We start from the raw sequence: 21529 nt of genomic DNA on the forward strand, positions 1-21529 counted from the left end.
ATGGCGCAAAATAACAGAAACTCCAACAAACAGACCAAGGCCGAAAAGCCGGTTGTCACAGAAGTGGCCGGGGTCAAAAGCGATCTTGATCTCGCCAAACTGATTAACGAAATCACCACCCCTAACGACACGGTGCTGAAAAGCATTGGCAACCGGTATGACGCTTATAAAGCCCTGTTGCGCGATGACCAGGTCAAGGCCGCGTTCGGCCAGCGCCTTGATGCGATGGTCGGCAAGGAAGTGACGGTCGAGGCCGGGGGCACGTCGCTCCAGGACAAAAAAGCCGCCGAATTCATCCGCAATCAGCTTGATACCATTGATTTTGACGCGGCCTGCCGAAAAATGGCCTTTGCCCAGTTTTACGGCTATGCGGTCGCCGAAATGCTGTGGGCTTTTGACGGGGCGCAAGTCGTTATTGATGCGATCAAGGTGCGCAAGTTTGACCGCTTTCGCTTTGACGGGGCGGGTCGCCTGCGCCTGATTACCAGAACCGCGCCCAAGGGCACAATCATGCCCGAACGCAAATTTTGGGTTTCAACCGTTGAAACCGATAATGACGACGATCCTTACGGTCTTGGCCTGGCGCATTTCCTGTATTGGCCGGTATATTTGAAACGCAACGGCTTGCGGTTTTGGGCGGTCGCGCTTGAAAAGTTCGGAATGCCGACAGCAGTTGGCAAACACCATGCGGGGGCGACGGATAGCGAGGTCAGCACGCTGCTTTCGCTTTTGACCTCCATTCATGGTCAGGCTGCGGTAACGGTGCCACAGGGGCAGGAAATCACCCTGCTGGAAGCCGTTCGCGCATCGGGGGGCGATCACGAGAAATTCGTCAAATATCTGGATGCCATGATCGCCAAGGTGATTGTCGGCCAAACATCGACCACCGATAGCGGATCGTGGCGCGGCACGGCAAATGTGCATAAAGATGTGCGCGATGAAATCATCAAGGCCGATACGGACCTGCTGTGCAGCACGTTTAACAGCGGGCCGGTCAAATGGCTCACACAATGGAACTTCCCGACCGCAAAGCCGCCGCGTGTCTGGCGTGTGCTTGATGACGAGGAAGATCTGGACAGCCGGGTCAAGCGCGACAAACTCATTTATGACATGGGCTTTGTCCCCGCACTTTCTTACATCAACGACACCTATGGCGGCGAATGGACGCAAAACCCCGCGCCGTCAAAACCGCCAACCACCCAGAGCAATAATGGCACACCATCAGACAGCACAGCGTTTGCCGATCCGACCGGGGACGCGATTGATCAGGCCCTTGACCAAGAGCTTGAGGATTGGCAGCCGATCATGCGCCCGATTTTGCACCCCGTTCTTGATCTGATCGAAGATGCGGCGTCCTTTGCCGACATCGAAACCGGCCTGCGCAAGGCTTACCCCGATATGGATATTCAGGCATTTGCGCAAAAGCTGCGAGAACTGACTTTTGGCGTTGAAGTCGCGACACGCGCCGGGGCGCAAATCAATGACGGTGATTGACCTTCAGGCGGTTGCCCCCGAAGCCGCCATCAAATTGTTCGAGCGCAAGGGCCTTGAGATTTCGTTTGATTGGCGCGATGTGGATGCCGACCAACACGCGCGGACCTTTACCGTCGCCAAGGCCATGCGCCTGGACATTCTGGGCGATATTCGCACGGCGGTAGATGATGCACTTCGCAACGGCACAACCCTTGATCAGTTCAAGAAAGACCTGATCCCGACCCTGAAAGCCAAAGGCTGGTGGGGCAAACAGATCGTGACCGATCCGGCAACCGGCGAGGAACGCCTGGTTCAACTGGGATCACCCCACCGCCTGCGCACCATCTATGATGTGAATTTGCGGGCCTCCTATGCCGCCGGGAAGTGGCAACGCGCCAAAGACCTTGGCAAGCAGCTTCAAAGCCAATCGGGGCAAAAGGTTTATCTGCGCTATGTCGCCGTGCTTGATGAACGCACACGGCAAAGCCACCGCAACTGGCATGGCACGGTTTTGCCGGTCGATCATCCTTTTTGGGATACCCACTACCCACCCAATGGCTGGGGCTGTCGCTGCACGGTGCAAATCCTGACAGACCGGCAACTCGCCCGCTATGGCTATGACATCTCCCCCGATCCTCCCATTGAAACCCGCGACTGGTTTAACGGGCGCACCGGGGAAATTGAAACCATCCCCACCGGTATTGATCCCGGCTGGGGTCACAATGTCGGCAAATCTGCCACCCGCGCCGAAGCCGGGCGCATCTTTGCCGAAAAACTGCGTGCCGCCCCGCCAGATATTGCGGCCCTGGCCTTAAAGAGCGACCCGGATGTAGTGGCTGAAATTCAGCGTAGTTATGCGCACTGGTTTGATGATGTTGTTGCCCAGGGCAATGCCGGGGGAGAGCGCCGTGTCATTGGCGCGTTTTCACCGCGCACGGTGGAACGGCTGTCTGATTTTGACCAATCGCCGGAGAATGCGGCAATCACCATTAGCGACAAGGAAGTTCTGCATTTATTGCGCGACGTGAAAAAATCCCGCAATCAGGCGCTTTCGCAATCCTTTGTCCGCGATTTACCAACCGAAATTGCCAGTGCCAAAGCCGTGTTGTTTGATACGACTGACCCTGCATTGATCTATGTTTTTGATACAGAAAACGCACAATCAGGCAAACTGGTCGTGCGCATTGATTACTACCAGCGTGTGCGCGGCAGCGATGGAAAGCGACGCGATGTTCGCGTCAATGCCGCGCGAACTGGCGGCATCGTGAAACCGGAAAACCTGCGGCAAAAACGTTATCGGCTGCTGGATGGCACTCTATAAAATTCATGTTTTGTTCCAAATCTGTTAAAGTTTGACCGATACGGTTGTTCATCGACCTTTTTAAACTGACAACGGATACGAACATGAAGGCCAAACTGACATTCAAAACCCTTCGCGACTGTCATCCAGAAGACGGACTGGACATCGAGTTCTTTGCTGATCTTGAGCTTGATCCCGATTTCGAAGATGATGAAATGATATTGCGGGTCCAGTTAACCGAGGATGCGCTCAAAAAACTCGCCAGCGGAAAACGGCTTTCAGACCGCACAGCCGAACACGCGCTTGTGCAGTCGAATATCGGCATGATCACAAAGGTCGCCGAGATCAAATTTGACCAATGGAACAAACCGCAACCGGTGATTTTGACGGATGATGACTTGATGTGAAGATTGAGAAACGGTCGCCGCCCCTTACGTGACATGGGTCTTTTCTGCTACTGGCCCGAAGGTCAGCACTCTGGGCTCACGAATTTCACCAGATTTTCCGGCGACCGCAAATTATACTATAAAACACATCTCTTGTTATGAGAACGGGATATAGCAAAATTCTTTAGCTATTTTCCGAATGATCATTAGCTTGAGATGCGCGATATGCCTTAGAAACTGCGTGATAAAACTCTTTGCTAAAGCTCATAAACCAGCGTGCATGCTCAGCCGTTACTTTATCTCCATCGATTTGATCGACAGTAATATAATTTCCGTCTGAACATTCAAACATCTGTGGGTCTAGCATTTCAGACTGGCCAACAAATTGCACGCTAAATGGGCGAACAACTTCGACCTCACTGCCATCTTTCAAAGGGAATTTTATAGTTTTATTTGTCATTTTATGGGTCCTTTCATCTTACAGACCGCAACACCGGGATGATGCTGCTATACACCATCTATCTAGATCGCTCCGATATTCAATAGGTCCGAAGGAACAAATTGGAATTTCGGCCTTGTGGCGTGTTTCTGGCGTGATGGCATCCCCTTATCGGCAGTTGGGAGCCGAATGCCGTTAGACCCCCGTTAGAAATGCGACAAGGCAACATTGCACGCCAACCCAAACCCGTATCTGTTGACGTCTCCCCTGAAATAATTCAGGCTCCCCTTGCTTGAAATTGCAAAAAGTGGCGGTTTACCTGAAGTTTTCAGCTAATTCCCGCCTTTTGAACCCTTCATGATGCCTCTGTCACATGACGGAGGGCGACGTGAAGCGAATTCATCTTTTCAAGACCGGCACACATACGGCCATGAACGGCCAGACGATTTCGTTTGGCGAAAGCGATCTTGCCGCCTCTGCTGCCGCGTATGATCCCGCCCTTCATGAAAGCCCCCTTGTTATCGGCCATCCCAAAACGGATGCACCGGCCTATGGGTGGGTGAAGTCGGTTGAATTTGAAAACGGTGAACTGGTTGCCATTCCCCATCAGGTCAATGCCGAATTTGCCGAACTGGTTGCCAGCCACGCCTACAAGAAAATCTCCGCCTCCTTTTATCAACCTGACCAGCCGGGAAACCCGGTGCCAGGCAAATACTATTTGCGGCATGTCGGTTTCCTTGGCGCACAGCCCCCGGCTGTCAAAGGCCTGCGCCCTATCGAATTCGCCGATGACGACAGTGATTTCGTAACCATTGAATTTGGTGAAATCGAACCGCGCACCATCGCGCGACTGTTTCGCAGCCTTCGCGACCTGCTAATCGAAAAATTTGGCCAGGAAGATGCCGATAAGGCATTGCCCGGCTGGGATACCGACTGGATCGCCGAACAGGCTGTAACCCCCGCACCGGATGAAAAACCAACCACACCGGCCTTTTCCGAGGTGCCGGACCCTGACCCTGCATCCGCAACACCAAAGGAGACCAAGGTGGACGACGAAGACATCAAAAAGCGCGAAGCAGCATTGGCACAAGCCGAAGCGGCATTTGCTGAAAAACAGGCGCAGCGCGGCGCTGTTGAATTTGCCGATGGTCTGATCCGGGATGGCAAGCTGGCCCCCGCCAACAAAGATCGGGTTGTATCGCTTTACACACATCTGACCCTTCAGACCGGAAATGTTGAAATCAGCTTTGGCGAAGCCCCGGCGGCGGCCCCGCTGGCCATGCTGACGGGTATTCTTGAAGCATCGCCCAGGATTGTCGATTTTGGCGAACATTCCGCCGATGTGCCGGGCAATACGATTGATTTTTCCGATCCTGCCGTCCTTGCCGATGCGGCGCGTGCTCATGTCGCTGAACAGGCGGCGAAAGGCATTACGGTCGGTTATGGGCAGGCCGTGCGCAAACTCCAGAAAGGGGCCTGATCATGAATTTGGGTCTGATCAAGAATTTCACCAGTGCGGGGGCGATTGCCAAATACCGCATCGTTGCAACTGACGCGACCAGCGGTGTGGTCAAACAGGCCACGGCAGCGACTGACAAGATCATTGGCTGCACCGGCGTTGCCGGTGTCGATGCCGCCGACAAGCGCATCGATGTGTGCATGGATGACATCCGCGACATCGAATTTGGCGGGGATGTTGAATTTGGCGACCCGCTGACCAGCGACGCGCAAGGCCGTGCTGTTGTCGCGGCCCCCGCCGCCGGGGCCAATGTCCGCATTGTCGGCACCGCGATGGAAGATGGCGCGATTGGCGTTATCGGCAAGGTTCACGTCATTTCGTCAAGCCTTCAGGGTTGATTGATCCCCCCGTAATCAGGAGTTTCATTTTATGACTACCGGACAGTTTCAGGTCGATCCGATCCTGACCGCGATTGCGATTGCGTATAGCAATCCAACCTACACGCTAATTGCGGATCAGGTATTGCCGCGCAGCACCGTTTCCGGGCGCAAATTCTCGTGGCAGGTATACGACCTTGCCGAAGGTTATAGCGTGCCCGATACCCGTGTCGGTCGCCGGTCGGCCCCCAACCGTGTTGAAATCGAAGGCACCAAACAGAATGACGAGGTCGAGGAATTTGGCATCGACATTCCGCTTGATAACCCGACCATCGAAGAAGCCGAAAAAGCCGGGTACAACCCGCGTGACCGTGCGACCGAACGCGCCACCAATATTGTCATGCTGGGCCGCGAAGTGCGGGTGGCCAACCTGATTTCCAATGCTGCGACCTATCCGGCCAATCTGGTCAAAGCACTTTCGGGTACATCGATGTTTACCGATGGCACGTCTGATCCGATCAAGGAAATTTCGGACATTCTTGATGCCTGCCTGGTGCGCCCCAACCAGTTGACCATCGGGCAAACCGCATGGTCGGCCCTGCGTCAGCACCCGAAAATCGTCAAAGCGACCAACCGCAATAGCGGCGATGCCGGAGCCGCCGCCAAGGAAGCCGTCGCTGAACTGTTCGAGGTTCAGAAAATCCTTATCGGGGCCTCGCGCGTCAATACCACAAGACCCGGTCAGACGCCGGTGATGGAACGCGCCTGGGGCGGGATCGTTTCGGGGCAGTTCATTGATCAAAGTGCCGATGTTACCGGGGGTATTACCTTTGGCATGACGGCACAGCACGGCGACAAGGTTGCCGGCGCGATGCAGGCCGAAATGGGACTCCATGGCGGTGAGCTAATCCGGTCGGGTGAAGCGGTCAAGGAACTGATCGTTGCCAATCATGCCGGGTTCCTGTTGTCGAATGTGGCTTAACGGCCCTGATACCGAAAGGAATTTCCCAATGGAATATCCCGTTCTGATTACCGTTAGCCATGACGGCAAAACCGTTAAACCCGGCAGCATGGTTGATCTGACTTCCGAACAGGCGGGACCGCTGATCCGGGGTGGTTTTATCGGCAACAAAGCACCTGACGCAACAGTGCAAATTGATGCTGATTTTGCGCCCGTAGACAACGCCGCCCCCGACGAACCGGCAAGCGAGCTTGATCGTTTGATTAAGGCGATTGGCAAGTTAGACAGCAATAAGGCCGATTTGTTTACCGGGTCGGGCAAACCCAAAACCGAAGCACTGCAAGAGGTTAACGGGATCGACTTTACAGTCTCCGCCGCCCTGCGCGACCAGGCATGGGATCAGTTTCATAAGCAGAAAATCATTAAAAACGAAGGCTGATCCCGAACTGCCGACCGGCACCATTTTCTTTCACGGCCGGTCGGCAGTTCAAACTTATCAAGGTGAAAATAAATGGCTTACGCAACCGCGACAGACATGGAAGCACGCTTTACGACGACCGAGTTGATCGATTTAACCAATCAGAACGATCCAACCGCTCAGACGATCAATACGACTTCTATGTCTGTTGCGCTTGATGATGCCAGTGCCATTATCGACGCAAACCTTGCGTCCCGGATGAATACGCCAGTCTCTCCGCCGCCGTCCGTTCTGGTGTCGGTCTGCTGTGATCTTGCGCGGTATCGCCTGTATGCGGGCCGTTCAACCGAAGAAGTGGAAAAGCGTTACGACAACACAATCAAGCTGCTTAAAAACATCGCAGCCGGTGACATTGATATTGGTAGCCAATCACGCAGCAAAGCTGTCTTTTCAGCTCCAGATACCGTGTTTGTCGGAAAGGATTTCCTATGAGCGGTATCAGCATTTCCGTCGATTACCGTGATCTTGGCCGCATGGGTGCAAAGGTTACAAACTTTCTCGCCACAGCAGGCGACACGCGCCCTTTGCTTGAAGGCATTGGCAATGCCCTTTTGCTCAATATCGACCTTCGGTTCGAAAACAGCCGTGGACCAGATGGCACGCCCTGGAAAAAGACCGCACGCGGAGGGCAAATTCTTGTCGATACTGCCCGGTTGCGCAATTCGATGGACATGGATGTCAGCGCAAATGCTGTCGCAGTTGGTACCAACGTTATATACGCCAGCACCCATCAGAAAGGCGCGACCATCAAACCGGTCAAAGCACGTGTTCTGGCCTTTCAGATTAATGGCAAACCGGTCTTTGCCAAAAGTGTAACCATCCCCGCCCGCCCCTTCATCGGCATCGGTGACGACGATATCAAGGCCATGCGCGGCGAAGTTGCCGATTTCATTCGCAATGCCCACCGGGAGGCACGCGGATGATTGCCCAGCTTGAACGCGCCCTTCGCGACCGGCTTAAAACCGTTCGTCAGGACAAAAATCTGAAAGTCGCAATCGAAACGTATGGTGGGCAGCTTGACGACGATCTGCTGGCCGATATCGCCCAGCGCGCGCCCGCAATCTACGTGACTTTCGCAGGCATGACACCTGCACCGCGTAAGGTGCGCGGTTCCAACAGCTTTGATGCAACCATTGCCCTGATCGTCGCGGGTAAATCGATTGACGACGAACAGGCGCGCGGCGGTGGCCGGGCTGGCAAAATCGTTGGTGCCTTCGATTTGATCGACCTTTCCCTGTTTGCGCTAGACGGCTTTGCGCCCGACGGCGTTGACCGGGCGTTTGAACCCACCCGTGTCAGCAATCTTTTCTCGGCAAAGGTCCGTCGTGAATATCTCGCGATCTATGCCTTTGCCTGGACCACACGCTTTACCACAACCGGCAATTTCGACGCCGACGCCCTGGACGATTTTAAAACCATCCATGTCAGTTCGTCAGTGGGTGGCCCCGATAGTCCGGCAATCGAAGCCGACATCGCCCAACAGGAGGACGACGGATGAATGACAGGATTTATATCAAACCGTGCCCTGGCATGAGTATCCCGATGCCTGACAACAGTGACCCGATTGGGGCCGAAGGCGCATTGGTCCCCAACACCAGCTTTTACCGGCGTTTCATCCTGCGTGGCGAAGCCGAGAAGTCCCGCCCGCCGAAGCTTTCGGGCAAATCGACCAAAACAAAGGAGTAATCCCCGATGCCCGAGATCAGCTTCAATCAAATCCCGCTCGACATCTATCGGCCTGGCATTTATGTCGAGATTGATCCCAGTCTTGCATCCAGCGGTTTGCCGGTGTTCAAACAGCGCACCGTAATGTTCGGTCAGCTTGGCACCGATCCCGAAGCGGTTGCTGGCCAAGTCTATCAGGTTATCACAAGTGCTGAAGCAAGCGTCCTGTTTGGGAAGGATTCGATGCTGGTCGGCATGGTTGATGCCTTTCGCAAAGTGAACCCCTATCAGGAATTGCTGGTCATTACGCTCGCTGACAACGCCGCCGGTGTCGCCGCGACCCTGACGCGCACCTTTGCCGGTGCGGCAACACGATCCACCACCCAGCAATTTTACCTTAACGAAACCCGTTATCAGCTTGGCATTGCGTCCGGCGATACCGCCACCGATGTTGCAGGTCGGCTCGCAACATTGTTCAATAATGATCCGGCCTGCCCGGTTATCGCATCTGCTGTCGGGGCCGATCTGACCCTGACCTGCAAATGGAAGGGCGAAACCGGCAACGACATCACCTTTGCCACCCGCTATTACAACAGCGACACAGTTACTCCGGGTTTGACCTTTGGTACTGGTAGCTTTGCGGATGGGGCGGGCAATCCCGACCTGACCGCCGCAATCGATGCGCTTGACGACCTGACGCAATATCAGGGATTTGTCACACCTTATGTTGACGAACCCAATATGACGGCACTTCGCGCCGAACTTGATCTGCGCTGGGGGCCTCTATCGGCTTTGGATGGTCGGGTATTCGCCGCCAAGCGCGACGGCGTTGCCGCCCTGGCAACCTATGCACCAACACTTAACAGCCAGAACATTGCGATCATGGATACGACACAGGACGCATTGTCGCCGCCGTGGGTCTGGGCCGCATCGACCGCCGCCAATGTCATGTATTACGGCGCACTTGATCCGGCCCGGCCTTTCCAGACCCTTGAGCTGGTCGGGATCATGGGTGCGCCAGAAGGCAAGCGTCGCCGTGCGGCTGAAAACGAAACGCTGCTATCGGCAGGCATTTCGACGCACACTGTCGCAACCGATGGCAAGGTCCATATCGAGCGCGCGGTAACCACCTACAGCGCCAATACGGTTGGAGCCGAGGACACCGCTTACAAGTCGCTCAATACCGTCATGATCATGAGCTATTACCGCCGCTCGGTGATCAACCGGTTCCAGCTTAAATACCCGCGTCACAAGCTGGGTATGAATGGAAACCCCGCCGCCGGTTTTGCTTCAAATATCGTCACGCCGAATACCGCCATCGCCGAGTTCCTGGCGCATTACAAAGCAATGGTTGACGCGGGGATCATGGACGATTTTGCAGGCTACAAGGCCGATATCCTTGCCAACAAAAATGCCCAAAAACGCGGTCGTCTCGATGTTTTCGACCAGCCGCGCCCGATGGATCAGTTTCACCAGCTTGCGGTGCGTTCTGCGTTTCGCCTGATCTAACGAAAGGATCATTCATGTCTACGATTTTCGGCACCGCCGTCATCACTGTTGATGGCTATGAACTGCCCAGCATCGAAGGAACGGGGAAATTCCAGCTTGGGTTGCCAACAGGCAAAATCCACAAAGGACCACGCGGCTATATTGGGGCAAGCGTGATGCCCAACACGTCGAAGCTGACCTGCGATGTTGCCGCGCGCAATGACTTCGATATCCAAGCGCGGCTTTCCGCTGGCAAGGAAGTCACCGTGCGCTTTGCCGACGACTATTCCGAACAGGCTTGGGTCGTTCCCCAAATGGTCATGACCGAAGACCCCGAACTGACGGATGGCGATAGCGCCAAATGGACCCTGACCCTTGAAGGCGCAAGCGCGGAGAAAGCCTGATGTCTTATGTTCATACCTTGAAAACCGGTTTCAGGATCGGTGAAAAAACCTATCCGATTATTGAAATCAGCGCCCTCACAGCAGGCGACGCCATTGATGCCACCCAGGCGGGCGAAGTCGTGCGGTTTGCCCCCGATGGGTCGCCCGTCATTGTTGAAAGCCCGGTGATCGTTTCTGCCGAACGTTACCGTCGCCAGATCAAACGCCTTTCAACCGAAAACGGCGAGGAACTGCAAGGCCCGGTTCAGTTGAAAGACTTGCGCGCCTTGTCCGAAGCCGAATATCGCGAACTGATTGCGACGTGCGATGCAATCGACGAACTGCTTTTGCAAAAGGAAGCCGGAGATCGCAAAGCCGGGGGGCGAGACGAAGCCGAAGCCGGAAGCAATCCTGACCGCGCTTAGGCTTGACCGGATCGCGCCAGGCATTGTCCAGGGGCAACGCCTGATCGCCTCACGCGACGAGGTTGAAACGATGGCTTTAACCCTGTCGCGCCTGACCGGATCGTCACTGCGTGACGTTCGTGACATGCGCCTGGCACATCTTATCCGCTATCTCAAAAAACTGGCTGAACAGGCAAAATGACCGATTTCAAATCCCAGGTACAAGTTGATCTGAAAGGCAATCTGGCCGCATCCGCCAAATCAATGGCGGGCGCGGTCAAGAGCCTGGTCAGCAATGCTGGTCGGGATTTCGGGCGGTTGCGTTCAATGTCCGTCAGTGCCTCGAACGGGATTGATCGCTTGGGCAACCGATATACCGGGCTTGTTTCATCGCTTGGCGTCGGTATTGCCGCCAAAGGGGTTATCGATTTCGACCGGCAGCTTAAAGATATTCAGGTTCAGGCAGGCCTGACCGATGATGCTGCGGCGACACTCAAACAGAAGCTGCTTGATGTCGCCAACACGCCTTCAGTACGTCTTGATGTGTCGCAATTGGTTGCGGGTATTTCAAGCGTCGTCGACCTTACCGGCGACATTCAATTCGCGACCGACAACATTTTAAATATGGGGATTTCTATGCGGGCATCGGGGGCAGCAGCACCCGACATCGCGAAAGTCGTGGCCGCGCTCAAGAAACTCGACATAAAAACACCGGATCAGATCAGCGCCGCACTGGCAAAACTGATTGAACAAGGCAAGCAAGGCTCCATGCCGTTCAAGGACATGGCGACCGAATTGGGACCGTTGGCCTCAAAATTTGCGGCCCTCGGTTACAAAGGGCAAGGCGCACTCGATTTCCTTGGCGCGTTCATGCAAACCACCCAGGACACCACCACCAATGCCGCCGAAACCGGCACCGCAATCAATGCGGTTATCGCCGATATACAGCGAAACGGCGCAAAACTTGAACAAAACGGCATCAAACTTATCAATCCTGATAACACGCGTAAATCACTTGATCTGGTTCTTTCCGACATCCTGACAAAGGTCAGCAAGGTCAAGGATAAGGTCAAGCAAGACAGCATTTTACAAAGCATATTCGGCGAAGAGTCCCGAAATGCCATTGCCCAATTGCAGGCCGACTTTAACAAGACAGGCCAATTCACAATGCTGTCTGATCTGATGGGCGTCTCAGCCGATGGCAACCGGATGGTACAGGATGCTATCGACAAAACGCACACGATGGCCGCCGCTGTTGACACCCTGAATTCGGCTTTTACCCGCTTGGCTAACAACAACCTGTCACAGCCTATTCAGGACCTCGCCGACGCCATTCAGGGGCTTGATAGTGATCAGCTCGAACATATTTTCAACATTGCCGCGACCGGAGCTGCCGCTGCCGCAGGTATCTGGGCCGTCAACAAGGCGGTACGCGGCGTCGCTGGCGGCATTCGTTTTGCCCAAGGGTTGCGGCGGGGTGGTTCGGCAGGCAGCCGTGCCGCCAGCGCTCTTTCAAGTGCAGCTGCTACCCCTGTGATGGTCACAAACTGGCCAACCGGGGGCGGCTTTGGCGGATCAGGCGACTTAACGTCAAATCGCCGATCCCGTCGAAGCCTTGGTGGGCGTTCGCGCAGCCGTCTTGGTCGTCTCGCTTCGCGCGCCGGAAGCCTTGTTCCGCGCGGTGTGACCAAAGGACTAACCTCACTTGGCGGGAAAGCCGGGCGTTTGGTCCGGGGGGTTGGCCCATTGGGCGCGGCCCTCGGTGCTGTTGATATCGGATCATCTCTCATCGCAGGCGATACGCGCGGCGCGGCAGGTGCTGCTGGTGGCTTTGGCGGCGCAATTGCCGGGGGCGAACTGGGTGCTGCTGCGGGCACCCTGCTTGGTCCTATCGGCACCGTTCTCGGTGGATTGATTGGCGCAGGCCTTGGCAGTTATTTCGGCGAAGCGGCGATTAATGGACTGTATGACAGTATCGCGGGCAACGAGAAGCCAAGTAGCAACGATGGCCAAGGCAATGCGGAAACCCATGCCGCCCTTGCGAACCTCACGAAGGCGTTGCACGACAACACGCGCGTGCAGAACCAGCCCGGTCGTCGACGCGGTTTTCATGCACCACAGTCTGATGTTGGCGGATTGGTTGGAGGCGCACCATGATCGATCTCGGTCAGTATCAGCAGGCCTCGTTTCGCGGTATTGAATTCCATGTAACGAAAAGCCGCCGTCGTTCACAGCATCGCATCGATAAAAAGCACTATCCGTTTGCAAAGCGTGGTCGCGTCACCGATATGGGCGTCGATGATTTCGCCTTCGAGATGGAAATTTATCTGCTTGGCAATGACGCCTTGCAACGCCGTGCGGCCCTTGAAGCGGCGTTTGATCAAATTGGCCCCGGCCCGCTTGTTCACCCGACACGCGGTACGATTTCGGTTGTTGTCGAAAGCGTTTATGACGACGAGGTTTTCACCGAACTGGGTGTTGCCGATTTCAACGTCACATTCGTTCAGGCGGGCGACGCAACCGGCCCGGTGGCGCGCATTGATACCCAGGCGAACCTTTTGATTGCCAGCGACGCCGCACAGAAAAGCACGACCGCCGCCTATAATCTCGACATCGCCACGGCTGACGACCCGTCCAAAATTGATTACAGCAAGGCACTTAAGGCGTCGATCAAGCTGTTTCAATATGCCAAAAATGTCACCCCAGCCGCCCTCAAGGCATCGGCAATTTCGATGGGCGAAGACATCGCTATCAAAATGGCATCGGTCGGAACTCCTGCGCTCATGAATGGCGCGTTTGGTGTTTCGGGCGATCTCGCAACTTATTTCGGGGCGAGCCCGGAAGGTGTTTCGTCATTTGTCGGTACGCTCAAAGAAAATTCCGGCAAGGTCTGGGCCGCTGCCCAGGACAATGTCGGGGCATTAAGCAGCCTTGGTGTTTCACCGCAAATCAGTAGCCTGTCCCAACGTTTCTTTGCCGCGACATCTGCGCCAAATTCGTCTGAAGCAATGAACGCCGCTTCGGTTGGGCAGGCGTTTTATGATGCAACAACGATCATTGCCGCCCGTTCGGTTGCGGTAACCCGGTTCGATAATCTGCAACAAGCGCTTGGCGTACGCGACACCCTGACACAGGCGCTTTCCTCAGCCGCGTCTGTCACCACCACAGACGATCCGATGAAAAATGCCGCGCGCAGCCAATCACTGCGCAATCTACGCACCGCCGTATCACGCGACATTTCAGAACGCAGCACCGGCTTGCCGTGGCTGGCATCGGAAACACCGCAAGCAGATGCTCCGGCCCGCGTGACCGCCTATCGCCTCACTGGGTCGCTCGACCAACAAATCGCAACACTCAACGGCATTCGGCACGCTTCTTTTGTCCCGGCGGCAAAGCCGGTTTTGTATTTGAAAGACGGGGCAAATGAATAACGTCAAACTCTATGTTGGTGGCATCATTTGGGATGGCTGGTCTGACGCCACAATCACCAAATCAATTGACGGCGTTTTTGGGGAGTTCACTCTTGGCCTGACACGTCAGAATGCTGAACCGGGCGTGCCTGCAATCCGCCTGGGAAGCACATGCCGACTAACGCTTGATGGTGAAACCGTGATCGCTGGTTTCATTGCCGCGCGCACCCTGACCGTAGATGACACGATTGACCTGCAAATCACCGGTCGAGACAAAACAGCCCTGTTATTCAAGGGTAGCGTTTTGCGCTCGCCTGCTGAATGGGCGGGGCAAGATGCCCTGCAAATCATTACCGATATTTGCAAACCGTTTGACGTATCCGTGCGGGCCGATGTTGCGGTTGGCAAGGCGTTCGAGAAATTCACCGCGCAACCAGGTGATACCGCGCAAAAGGTTATTGAGCGCATTTGCCGCCACCGCGGATTACTGTTCCATGCGACCGCCGATGGCAACCTGGCGCTAACGACCCCCGGTAAAGGTGGGTCTTTTTCCGACACCATTTCCATGAGCGAAACCGGGGGCAATGCCACAAGTCTGAACCTGACAGAAAGCCTTGAAGACCGGCATGATCAATATATCTGCCGAACCCAAAACAAGGGTACGAACTGGGGAAGTTCAGATCACAACAAGATAGAAGGCCGCGCCGTCGATGCAGGCATGAACCTTTATAGCCCGACGATCATCATTGCTGACGAACCGGGTGACACCAGCGCCATGAAGGCCCTTGCCACGGCCACCGCCGCCCTGAATGCCGCACGCGCCGAAACCCGCACCTATACGGTGGATGGTTGGCGAACGGACAGCGACCATCTTTGGGCCATCAACAAAACGGTGAACCTTGACGATCAGATCGAAGGCTATCGCGGCCAACGGCTGATCAAGAAAGTTATCTTCACCATAACCGAAAAAAGCGCACCCGAAACAGCATTGACGCTGGTCGATCCCAAGGCGTTCGACCTGCGCGCCGAACCTGAAAAATCGACGGGAGATGTCTGGTGAACCTTGAGCAGATCAAAGACGCACTTGATGCAATCAAAATTCGTATCCGCATGTTGTTCACACGCGGGAATGTCACGCTGGTTTACACCGATCAAACGGGGGAAATTCAGCGTGTCCAGATATCCGGTCTGGCCGGGGAATTGCTAAACGATGTCGATCACGCGCAACCCTATGGGCTTGCGGCGCGGCCTCTCGTCGGGGCAGAGGCTTTCATGGCATCGGTATTGGGTCAACGCGGCCAATTGACAGCCCTGATCATTGGCGATCCGCGTTATCGCCCAATAGGGATCAAGGATGGTGAGGTTGTTGTCTGGTCAAAATTCGGCCAGACAGTCTGGTTGCATGACGATGGCACCTTGACGGTATCGGTCCCCAACACCGTTAAGGTGACCGCACCCAAGGTCGAAGTCGAAGCCCCCGAAGTGATCGTAAACGCAAGCACCGTCGCCATTAACGCCAACAACGTCACCATAGCAGCACAAAGCGCATCGCTTGATTGCAACGACATTTCCTTTGGTGGCGAAGGTGGCCAACCCGTCGCCCGTGTCGGTGACATGGTTAATGTCGGCTCGGGCAGTTCTGCGGGGCTGTGGCCGATTGTCTCCGGGTCCGAAAAAATGAAGGTTGCGTAATGGATATTGCATTTTCCAACCCAACCAAAACCGGCTTTGATTTCGCCACCAACGGCACCGACCTTGTCGTCGGCGACGCCCTGATAACAATGCTTATCCACGCCCTGTTTCGCGATGCCCGTGCCCCGGATGGCGCGGTCGATGCAGGGCAAGACCCGCGCGGTCATTGGGCATCGGCGCTGACATCCGATGCGCCCGACGGCAGCCTGCTATGGCTTTTAGCCCGCGAAAAGATCACGCCCGACAAACCCTACAAAATCGCCGAAGCCCTCGAACAGGCCTGCACTTTCATGATTGACGAAACCGAAGGGGCCGCCGCCCCGGTGGTTGGCGTCACCGCCGTCGCACAAAAGGCCGCCCATCGTGGCCGGATCGAAGCGCAATTAACGCTGCATCTGACCGGCATGCGGCAATCAAAACGCTATGGTTTTGTCTATGACACTGCCACCAAGACCTATGATTTAAAGGAACTTGCCTGATGGTTTGGCCGATCACATCGCTTAAAGACCGTGAAGAACGTCTGCGCGCCGGGATTACAGCAGGCCTGAAGCTGACCACCACGCCCGGTCGCATGTCGAATATCGGCGTGCTTTCTGCCGAAATTGCAGGCGAAATTGACGACATTCACCAGCATATCGCATGGCAGGCTCGGCAACGCTTTACCAGGACGGCAAACGAGGAAGGGTTGCTGGACATTGCCACCGAATTTGGCATGACCCGGCACGAGGCCAAGGCGGCGGTTGGCGAAATTACAGTTACAGGAAGCAACGGCGCGGTATTACCTGGCGGTTCACGCTTTCAGGATGCAGCGGGTGGCTTTTATGTAACCGCGTCCGAAGTATCGATTGCAGCGGGTTCCGCCACGGTTGCCGCAACAGCAGAAACAACCGGCATAGCGGGGAACCTTGGCGCAGGCACCACCCTGTCTCTGGTCTCCCCTGTTGCCGGTATCGCTGCGGCAGCCACCGCTACGACCGCCTTCACCGAAGGGCGCGAGATCGAAGAAATTGAAGCGTTTCGCGCCCGTATCCTGTTTCGCCAGGCCAACCCGCCGATTGGCGGCAACGACGCCGATTATGTACGCCTGGCATTCGATGTTGCCGGTGTGACGCACGCTTGGGTAACGCCGCTTGCCATGGGCCTTGGAACCGTCACGGTTCGTATTGCGGCTTATGACGATCCTACCGGGCCGGTGGCATCTGAAACCCTACGCCAAAGCGTTGCCAACCACATAGAAGGCTATATCAATCCGATCACGAACCAATGGGAGGGACGCCCGGCGACGGCACAGGTTTTTGTGATTGCAGCAACGCTTAACCCGATTGATCTGGTGTTTGACAGCCTGACCCCGACCGATAGCAAGACGCTGGCCGCCATTGTCGCCAATGTCCAGTCGCTGTTTCGCTCCATCGGTGAGCCCGGCGTGACAGTGCGAAGAAGCTGGATCACGGGCGCGGTATCTGCTGCGGTTGGCGAAAACTATCACAAGCTGGCCATCCCCGCAGATGATGTTATCTGCGGGGTCAATGACATGCCCTGGCTTTCGCGCATCCTGTTAGGAGCCGATGTGCTGTGGGAGGCCACACCATGAGCATCGACACCAAAACCACCGATTACGCCCGCGCGATGATTGCGGGATTGCCGCAAGGCCCGGCCTTCCCGCGTGAGGGGGCCGATAACCGCGACGGGATATTAACCGCAATTGCCAGGGAGTTTTCAATTGAGGATAACGTACTCGAAACCCTGATGATTGAAGCATTCCCACTCGGCGCAAACCTGCTGGTGCCCGAATGGGAGAAAGATTTCAGCCTGCCCGATTGCGAACACATGGCCTACAGCACCTTGCAGGAACGCCGTGCCTCCATTCACGAAAAACGAACCCGTGTTGGCAGCTTAAACCCCAAGGCCATCGTCGCCTTGGCCGCGAAACTTGGTTACGAGGCCGAAGTAATCGAACGCCGCCCCTTCGTCGGCGGCATGTCACGGGGCGGCGATGTTATCCACGGCCCGCATTCCTGTCGCTATTGGTGGACGGTCAAGGTCAAACATGCCCGCCTGACATGGTTTCGCAGCGGGGTTTCTCGCGGCGGTGAAAAACAACTGACCTTTGCTCGCGCGCAAGACCTGACCTGCATGTTGAGCAGGATCAACCATTCGCACGTCAAACTGACCTTTGCTTATGAAGGAGCCTAAATCATGGAATATGTAAATCCCATCGGCAAAATCGGTGGCGCGCCCTATGTAGATGGCGACCCGCTTAACGATATCGAAGGCGATGCCGTTAGTGCCAAGGCATGGGAACACCCCATGCGAGAAATCCTGAATGTAATTACCGGCGCGGGGCTTACCCCTGACGGTGCGAACCTTGCGCAAATGTCTGCGGCCATTACCGCGATGATTGCCGGTGCCATTGGTGCCCTTCCGCCTGCGGATACTTTGCCTGTCGGGGCTGTTCTGCCCGCATTGGGCACAACGCCGTTTCCGGGTTTTTTGCTGCTTGATGCCAGCATGCCATTGCGCGCGGATTACCCCGATTTGTGGGCTTATATCCAAACCAGCGGCAACCTGATTACCGAAGCAAATTGGAACCTTGCAACATCGGGGTCCTTTTCTTCTGGCAATGGCACCACCAATTTCCGCCTTCCTGATGCCCGTGGTGTTTACTTGCGTGGTTTTGACGGTGGGCGCGGCTTTGATCCCGGGCGCGTGTTCGGGACCTATCAGGCGGACCAGATGCAGCAGATTACGGGTAACCTATCAGAGACCGGCAAGATGGTAACGGATGGGGGGACTACTAGTTCCGGGGCGATAACGTCTACCCCGAATGGTTCAGGTTCCGTCGCCGCAGGCGCTGGTTCTATATACTATCGCTTTATGAGCTTCGATAGCGCAAATTCACCTGGAGCGCGCACGGGAACCGAAACCCGCAGTAAAAACATCACCGTCAATTACTGCATCAAATATTAACGGATAAACCCATGAAAATTTACACTTATAGCCCGCGCAACGGTGTCTTTTTGGGCGCCGCTATCGCGCAAAAAAACCCGAAACGCGATGGCGAATTCCTGATGCCTGCCTGGGCGACCGATATTGCCCCGCCCGATGTGGTCGCAGGTATGGTCGCTGTTTATGATTCCGATGGGGTAACCTGGTCGTTGGTTGCGGATCATCGCGGGGAAACGGTTTACAATACCGAAACCGGGGCGGCGTGCGTGATCGATGAACCGGGCGATATTCCCGATGGCCACACGCCGTTCGTGCCGCCATCGCAGGATGCCACCTGGGATGGTGATGCATGGCAAATGCCAGCCCCGATCTATGATCAGCTTTTTGCCGCTGCGGCCAGCCGTCGTTATCGTGCGGAAACGGGCGGTTGTGTCTGGAATGGTTGGGTCCAGGCAACCGATGATCGCGGGCAGGCCAAATGCATGGCCGAATTGCAGGCGATTAATGAAGGTTTACGCACGGATGGCGATGGCTGGAAGTTCGCGCATGGATTTGAAGCCTTAACCAACGCGCAAATGCTCGAACTGGTTATTGCCGTGCGCAACCACGTTGCGGCCTGTTATACCAGCGAAGGTGCTGTTCGGACGGAAATAAACGCAGGCACAATCCAAACGTTTGATCAGATTGAAAAGTGGCCTGACTGGCCGGGAGTGGCATAAGCCAGATATTGTGTGTTTTCCCCTCTGATAAAACAGGCGGGGGTTAGGGCGTATCCCCGCCCAAACCGAGTGAGATCGACCACTCACGATTAAATCGCCCCGCCCACCGTTGCAACGGCGGGGCTTTTGCTAAAGGTCGAAGATGACAGAGTCAATCAACTCTGGAACAAAAAAAGAACAGTACCGGGAAATCCGGTGCAAATCCTGCGGTCGAAAACTTCTTGAAGCATTCGGTCGCATCTTTATCCGGGTCAAATGCACACGCTGCAAGACCCTTAATGCCATCGAGTCCCATTCAGCGGACCACCTCTGAAAGCCTTTGAGCTTCGGAGAAAACCAGTGAGTAATGGAAAGCTATACAGAGACTTTTTCTACCCGCCTTTTTCGGTTCTCGATGCCCGCCAGGGATGGTGGCAAACGCGGAAGCGCCAATGGCTTGATCTTGGCATCCAAAGCGAACTTGGCCGCGACGATACATGGGAAAGCCTAAAATCCATCTATGCGGTCAAGGCATCGCACATCAAAAACAGCAAACACAAAGACACACCGGCATGGGCATCAACCAGCATCTTTGATCCTGTATTGTGCGAAATCGTTTACCGCTGGTTTGTCCCCAGCGGTGGTTTGGTCTTTGATGCCTTTGCAGGAGGATCGGTGCGGGGTGTGGTGGCCTCCCGGCTGGGCTTTAACTATATGGGTTTTGACATCCGCGCCGAACAGGTTGCAGCCAACGAAAAACAGGCTGAAGAACTCTGCTCTGCCCCCATGCCGAAATGGCGCTGTCTGGACTCCTGCGGAAAGTCGATCCACCGGCATTTCAAAGGACAGGCCGATTTCCTGTTTTCCTGTCCGCCCTATGGCGATCTTGAGGTTTATTCGGACATTGCAGGTGATATTTCCAATATGCCCTGGGACGTGTTTGCCGGAAGCCTGCGGCATTCCATCAAACAGCAGGCAAAGCGCCTGAAGAACAACCGCTTTGCCGCCTACGTCGTCTCGGATATTCGCGATAAGGAGGGGTTTTACCTTGGCCTTCCGGAGGTCGTGAGGTCCTCCTTTTGTGAGGCTGGCCTCAAATACTATGGCGAGATAGTGCTGCTTAACGCCTTGGGAACGCTGCCTTTACGGGTGCGCGGTCAGTGGGAAAAAAGCCGGAAACCCGGTCGCGCCCACCAGAACGTGCTTTTGTTTGTAAAGGGCGACCCAAAGATCGCTAAACAGGATTTAGGAGACACGCCGTGCAACGACCCGTTTTAGAACATCATGAAGGCGTCGCGGTTATCCGCGACGACCTGATCCCCGGCGGCACAAAGTCGCGCTTTCTTTTGCCTTACCTGAAAACGCTTGATGCGAATGAAGTCGTCTATGCCGGTCCCGCCCAAGGCGGCGCACAGGTTGCTTTGGCAATTACCGCCTATCAAGCCGGGAAACAGGCGACATTGTTCGTGCCTGCCAGAAAGGAGCGTACAGCCTATACCAATCAGGCCGAAAGTTACGGCGCACGCATTATCGAAGTGCGACCGGGTTATCTCTCGGTCGTCAAGTCACGCGCCCGGCAGTATTGCGCCGAAAGCGGAGCGCATCTGTTGCCGTTCGGATTAGATATGCCGGAAGCTATCAACGAAATCGCTGGGGTCGCTAAGGCGATTAACTACAAACCCAATGAAGTTTGGTGCGCGGCGGGCAGCGGCGTTCTTGCAAAAGCTTTGGCAAAAGCCTGGCCTGAGGCAAGAATTTGTGCCGTTGCGGTGGGGAAGAAAGCAACCAATGCAATCTTTTCCGCCTCCATTCCATTCAGCACCAAATGTCGGAACACACCGCCATTCCCGTCAAACCCCTATTATGATGCAAAAGCATGGGAAGAATGCCGACACTATCGGTCATCAGACGGCGTTCTGTTCTGGAATGTATCAGCATAAAAACACAAAAAGCCGGGGTAAATGCCCCGG

Annotated in this window: 27 protein-coding genes; 26 read left to right on the plus strand and 1 reads right to left on the minus strand. The window is 55.4% G+C overall.

Translation table 11 applies throughout. The features are described 5' to 3' along the window. The 3 genes from THS27_RS18310 (at position 1) to THS27_RS18320 (ending at position 3180) form a co-directional block, all read left to right on the plus strand. Positions 1 to 1494 (plus strand): DUF935 domain-containing protein, encoded by a 1494-nt coding sequence (locus THS27_RS18310; protein ID WP_085593488.1) that lies wholly within the window; start codon positions 1 to 3, stop codon positions 1492 to 1494. Further along, positions 1481 to 2794: a phage minor head protein gene (locus THS27_RS18315; protein WP_085593490.1), complete on the plus strand. Its 1314-nt coding sequence runs from the start codon at positions 1481 to 1483 to the stop codon at positions 2792 to 2794. The genes THS27_RS18310 and THS27_RS18315 overlap by 14 nt, the downstream gene beginning before the upstream one ends. A gap of 83 nt (positions 2795 to 2877) precedes the next feature. Continuing rightward, positions 2878 to 3180, plus strand: coding sequence for a hypothetical protein (locus THS27_RS18320; protein WP_085593492.1), 303 nt, complete (start codon positions 2878 to 2880; stop codon positions 3178 to 3180). Between the two features lie 163 nt (positions 3181 to 3343). Here the strand turns inward: THS27_RS18320 and THS27_RS18325 are convergent, their stop codons facing one another. Beyond that, entirely contained in the window at positions 3344 to 3619 is a 276-nt protein-coding gene (locus tag THS27_RS18325) for a hypothetical protein (RefSeq protein WP_085593494.1), read from the minus strand. A 367-nt stretch (positions 3620 to 3986) separates the two neighbouring features. On the opposite strand from THS27_RS18325, the gene THS27_RS18330 reads away from it, so the two are divergent. From THS27_RS18330 to THS27_RS18440, 23 genes are all read left to right on the plus strand, one after another. Beyond that, a complete protein-coding gene (locus THS27_RS18330) occupies positions 3987 to 5078 on the plus strand; it encodes a hypothetical protein (RefSeq protein WP_210402942.1) in 1092 nt (363 codons plus the stop codon). Between the two features lie 2 nt (positions 5079 to 5080). Continuing rightward, entirely contained in the window at positions 5081 to 5455 is a 375-nt protein-coding gene (locus THS27_RS18335; protein ID WP_139835648.1) for a DUF2190 family protein, read from the plus strand. A gap of 31 nt (positions 5456 to 5486) precedes the next feature. Then, entirely contained in the window at positions 5487 to 6416 is a 930-nt protein-coding gene (locus THS27_RS18340; protein WP_085593500.1) for a capsid protein, read from the plus strand. A gap of 28 nt (positions 6417 to 6444) precedes the next feature. Next, positions 6445 to 6834 carry a hypothetical protein gene (locus THS27_RS18345; RefSeq protein ID WP_085593502.1) on the plus strand — a complete coding sequence of 130 codons (390 nt, stop codon included), beginning with the start codon at positions 6445 to 6447 and terminating at the stop codon, positions 6832 to 6834. Between the two features lie 72 nt (positions 6835 to 6906). After that, positions 6907 to 7305, plus strand: coding sequence for a gp436 family protein (locus tag THS27_RS18350; protein ID WP_085593504.1), 399 nt, complete (start codon positions 6907 to 6909; stop codon positions 7303 to 7305). Beyond that, positions 7302 to 7796: a phage virion morphogenesis protein gene (locus THS27_RS18355; protein ID WP_085593506.1), complete on the plus strand. Its 495-nt coding sequence runs from the start codon at positions 7302 to 7304 to the stop codon at positions 7794 to 7796. Before THS27_RS18350 ends, THS27_RS18355 begins: the two co-directional genes overlap by 4 nt. Next, positions 7793 to 8371: a phage protein Gp37 gene (locus THS27_RS18360; protein ID WP_085593508.1), complete on the plus strand. Its 579-nt coding sequence runs from the start codon at positions 7793 to 7795 to the stop codon at positions 8369 to 8371. Before THS27_RS18355 ends, THS27_RS18360 begins: the two co-directional genes overlap by 4 nt. Continuing rightward, complete coding sequence (locus tag THS27_RS18365) at positions 8368 to 8559, plus strand: DUF2635 domain-containing protein (RefSeq protein ID WP_085593510.1); 192 nt, start codon at positions 8368 to 8370, stop codon at positions 8557 to 8559. Before THS27_RS18360 ends, THS27_RS18365 begins: the two co-directional genes overlap by 4 nt. A gap of 6 nt (positions 8560 to 8565) precedes the next feature. After that, on the plus strand, positions 8566 to 10047 hold the full coding sequence (locus tag THS27_RS18370; protein WP_085593512.1) for a phage tail sheath subtilisin-like domain-containing protein: 1482 nt from the start codon (positions 8566 to 8568) through the stop codon (positions 10045 to 10047). A 14-nt stretch (positions 10048 to 10061) separates the two neighbouring features. Then, positions 10062 to 10430 carry a phage tail tube protein gene (locus THS27_RS18375; RefSeq protein WP_085593514.1) on the plus strand — a complete coding sequence of 123 codons (369 nt, stop codon included), beginning with the start codon at positions 10062 to 10064 and terminating at the stop codon, positions 10428 to 10430. Then, on the plus strand, positions 10430 to 10834 hold the full coding sequence (locus THS27_RS18380; protein WP_085593516.1) for a hypothetical protein: 405 nt from the start codon (positions 10430 to 10432) through the stop codon (positions 10832 to 10834). Before THS27_RS18375 ends, THS27_RS18380 begins: the two co-directional genes overlap by 1 nt. 177 nt (positions 10835 to 11011) lie before the next feature. Continuing rightward, positions 11012 to 12970, plus strand: a complete 1959-nt coding sequence (locus THS27_RS18385) for a phage tail tape measure protein (protein WP_085593518.1) — start codon at positions 11012 to 11014, stop codon at positions 12968 to 12970. Then, entirely contained in the window at positions 12967 to 14244 is a 1278-nt protein-coding gene (locus tag THS27_RS18390; RefSeq protein WP_085593520.1) for a DNA circularization N-terminal domain-containing protein, read from the plus strand. The genes THS27_RS18385 and THS27_RS18390 overlap by 4 nt, the downstream gene beginning before the upstream one ends. Next, a complete protein-coding gene (locus THS27_RS18395) occupies positions 14237 to 15283 on the plus strand; it encodes a phage baseplate assembly protein (protein WP_085593522.1) in 1047 nt (348 codons plus the stop codon). The genes THS27_RS18390 and THS27_RS18395 overlap by 8 nt, the downstream gene beginning before the upstream one ends. Beyond that, complete coding sequence (locus THS27_RS18400) at positions 15280 to 15915, plus strand: phage baseplate assembly protein V (protein WP_085593524.1); 636 nt, start codon at positions 15280 to 15282, stop codon at positions 15913 to 15915. Before THS27_RS18395 ends, THS27_RS18400 begins: the two co-directional genes overlap by 4 nt. Beyond that, positions 15915 to 16394, plus strand: a complete 480-nt coding sequence (locus THS27_RS18405) for a phage GP46 family protein (protein WP_085593526.1) — start codon at positions 15915 to 15917, stop codon at positions 16392 to 16394. The genes THS27_RS18400 and THS27_RS18405 overlap by 1 nt, the downstream gene beginning before the upstream one ends. Then, the gene (locus THS27_RS18410) at positions 16394 to 17506 is read left to right on the plus strand and encodes a baseplate J/gp47 family protein (protein ID WP_085593527.1); all 1113 of its coding nucleotides are present in this window, start codon (positions 16394 to 16396) and stop codon (positions 17504 to 17506) included. Before THS27_RS18405 ends, THS27_RS18410 begins: the two co-directional genes overlap by 1 nt. Then, positions 17503 to 18108 (plus strand): putative phage tail protein, encoded by a 606-nt coding sequence (locus THS27_RS18415; RefSeq protein WP_085593528.1) that lies wholly within the window; start codon positions 17503 to 17505, stop codon positions 18106 to 18108. The genes THS27_RS18410 and THS27_RS18415 overlap by 4 nt, the downstream gene beginning before the upstream one ends. 3 nt (positions 18109 to 18111) lie before the next feature. Beyond that, positions 18112 to 18882 carry a hypothetical protein gene (locus THS27_RS18420; RefSeq protein WP_085593529.1) on the plus strand — a complete coding sequence of 257 codons (771 nt, stop codon included), beginning with the start codon at positions 18112 to 18114 and terminating at the stop codon, positions 18880 to 18882. 11 nt (positions 18883 to 18893) lie between these two features. After that, on the plus strand, positions 18894 to 19580 hold the full coding sequence (locus tag THS27_RS18425) for a DUF4376 domain-containing protein (RefSeq protein ID WP_085593530.1): 687 nt from the start codon (positions 18894 to 18896) through the stop codon (positions 19578 to 19580). Positions 19581 to 19722: 142 nt separating this feature from the next. Beyond that, positions 19723 to 19893 carry a Com family DNA-binding transcriptional regulator gene (locus THS27_RS27750; RefSeq protein ID WP_085593531.1) on the plus strand — a complete coding sequence of 57 codons (171 nt, stop codon included), beginning with the start codon at positions 19723 to 19725 and terminating at the stop codon, positions 19891 to 19893. Positions 19894 to 20162: 269 nt separating this feature from the next. Further along, positions 20163 to 20837 carry a site-specific DNA-methyltransferase gene (locus THS27_RS18435; protein WP_139835649.1) on the plus strand — a complete coding sequence of 225 codons (675 nt, stop codon included), beginning with the start codon at positions 20163 to 20165 and terminating at the stop codon, positions 20835 to 20837. Beyond that, entirely contained in the window at positions 20819 to 21499 is a 681-nt protein-coding gene (locus tag THS27_RS18440; RefSeq protein ID WP_085593533.1) for a pyridoxal-phosphate dependent enzyme, read from the plus strand. Before THS27_RS18435 ends, THS27_RS18440 begins: the two co-directional genes overlap by 19 nt. The last annotated feature ends 30 nt before the right edge of the window (positions 21500 to 21529 follow it).

The sequence above is a fragment of the Thalassospira sp. MCCC 1A01428 genome (assembly GCF_002115825.1).
Lineage (GTDB): Bacteria > Pseudomonadota > Alphaproteobacteria > Rhodospirillales > Thalassospiraceae > Thalassospira.

Excerpts from the sequence above, each read along its gene's own strand:
- THS27_RS18350 (WP_085593504.1), top strand. The coding sequence starts at position 6,907 with ATGGCTTACGCAACCGCGACAGACATGGAAGCACGCTTTACGACGACC.
- THS27_RS18415 (WP_085593528.1), top strand. The coding sequence starts at position 17,503 with ATGAGCATCGACACCAAAACCACCGATTACGCCCGCGCGATGATTGCG.
- THS27_RS18420 (WP_085593529.1), top strand. The coding sequence starts at position 18,112 with ATGGAATATGTAAATCCCATCGGCAAAATCGGTGGCGCGCCCTATGTA.
- THS27_RS18425 (WP_085593530.1), top strand. The coding sequence starts at position 18,894 with ATGAAAATTTACACTTATAGCCCGCGCAACGGTGTCTTTTTGGGCGCC.
- THS27_RS18340 (WP_085593500.1), top strand. The coding sequence starts at position 5,487 with ATGACTACCGGACAGTTTCAGGTCGATCCGATCCTGACCGCGATTGCG.
- THS27_RS18315 (WP_085593490.1), top strand. The coding sequence starts at position 1,481 with ATGACGGTGATTGACCTTCAGGCGGTTGCCCCCGAAGCCGCCATCAAA.
- THS27_RS18385 (WP_085593518.1), top strand. The coding sequence starts at position 11,012 with ATGACCGATTTCAAATCCCAGGTACAAGTTGATCTGAAAGGCAATCTG.
- THS27_RS18390 (WP_085593520.1), top strand. The coding sequence starts at position 12,967 with ATGATCGATCTCGGTCAGTATCAGCAGGCCTCGTTTCGCGGTATTGAA.
- THS27_RS18335 (WP_139835648.1), top strand. The coding sequence starts at position 5,081 with ATGAATTTGGGTCTGATCAAGAATTTCACCAGTGCGGGGGCGATTGCC.
- THS27_RS18380 (WP_085593516.1), top strand. The coding sequence starts at position 10,430 with ATGTCTTATGTTCATACCTTGAAAACCGGTTTCAGGATCGGTGAAAAA.
- THS27_RS18360 (WP_085593508.1), top strand. The coding sequence starts at position 7,793 with ATGATTGCCCAGCTTGAACGCGCCCTTCGCGACCGGCTTAAAACCGTT.
- THS27_RS27750 (WP_085593531.1), top strand. The coding sequence starts at position 19,723 with ATGACAGAGTCAATCAACTCTGGAACAAAAAAAGAACAGTACCGGGAA.
- THS27_RS18355 (WP_085593506.1), top strand. The coding sequence starts at position 7,302 with ATGAGCGGTATCAGCATTTCCGTCGATTACCGTGATCTTGGCCGCATG.
- THS27_RS18310 (WP_085593488.1), top strand. The coding sequence starts at position 1 with ATGGCGCAAAATAACAGAAACTCCAACAAACAGACCAAGGCCGAAAAG.
- THS27_RS18320 (WP_085593492.1), top strand. The coding sequence starts at position 2,878 with ATGAAGGCCAAACTGACATTCAAAACCCTTCGCGACTGTCATCCAGAA.
- THS27_RS18395 (WP_085593522.1), top strand. The coding sequence starts at position 14,237 with ATGAATAACGTCAAACTCTATGTTGGTGGCATCATTTGGGATGGCTGG.
- THS27_RS18410 (WP_085593527.1), top strand. The coding sequence starts at position 16,394 with ATGGTTTGGCCGATCACATCGCTTAAAGACCGTGAAGAACGTCTGCGC.
- THS27_RS18405 (WP_085593526.1), top strand. The coding sequence starts at position 15,915 with ATGGATATTGCATTTTCCAACCCAACCAAAACCGGCTTTGATTTCGCC.
- THS27_RS18370 (WP_085593512.1), top strand. The coding sequence starts at position 8,566 with ATGCCCGAGATCAGCTTCAATCAAATCCCGCTCGACATCTATCGGCCT.
- THS27_RS18365 (WP_085593510.1), top strand. The coding sequence starts at position 8,368 with ATGAATGACAGGATTTATATCAAACCGTGCCCTGGCATGAGTATCCCG.
- THS27_RS18375 (WP_085593514.1), top strand. The coding sequence starts at position 10,062 with ATGTCTACGATTTTCGGCACCGCCGTCATCACTGTTGATGGCTATGAA.
- THS27_RS18345 (WP_085593502.1), top strand. The coding sequence starts at position 6,445 with ATGGAATATCCCGTTCTGATTACCGTTAGCCATGACGGCAAAACCGTT.
- THS27_RS18325 (WP_085593494.1), bottom strand. The coding sequence starts at position 3,619 with ATGACAAATAAAACTATAAAATTCCCTTTGAAAGATGGCAGTGAGGTC.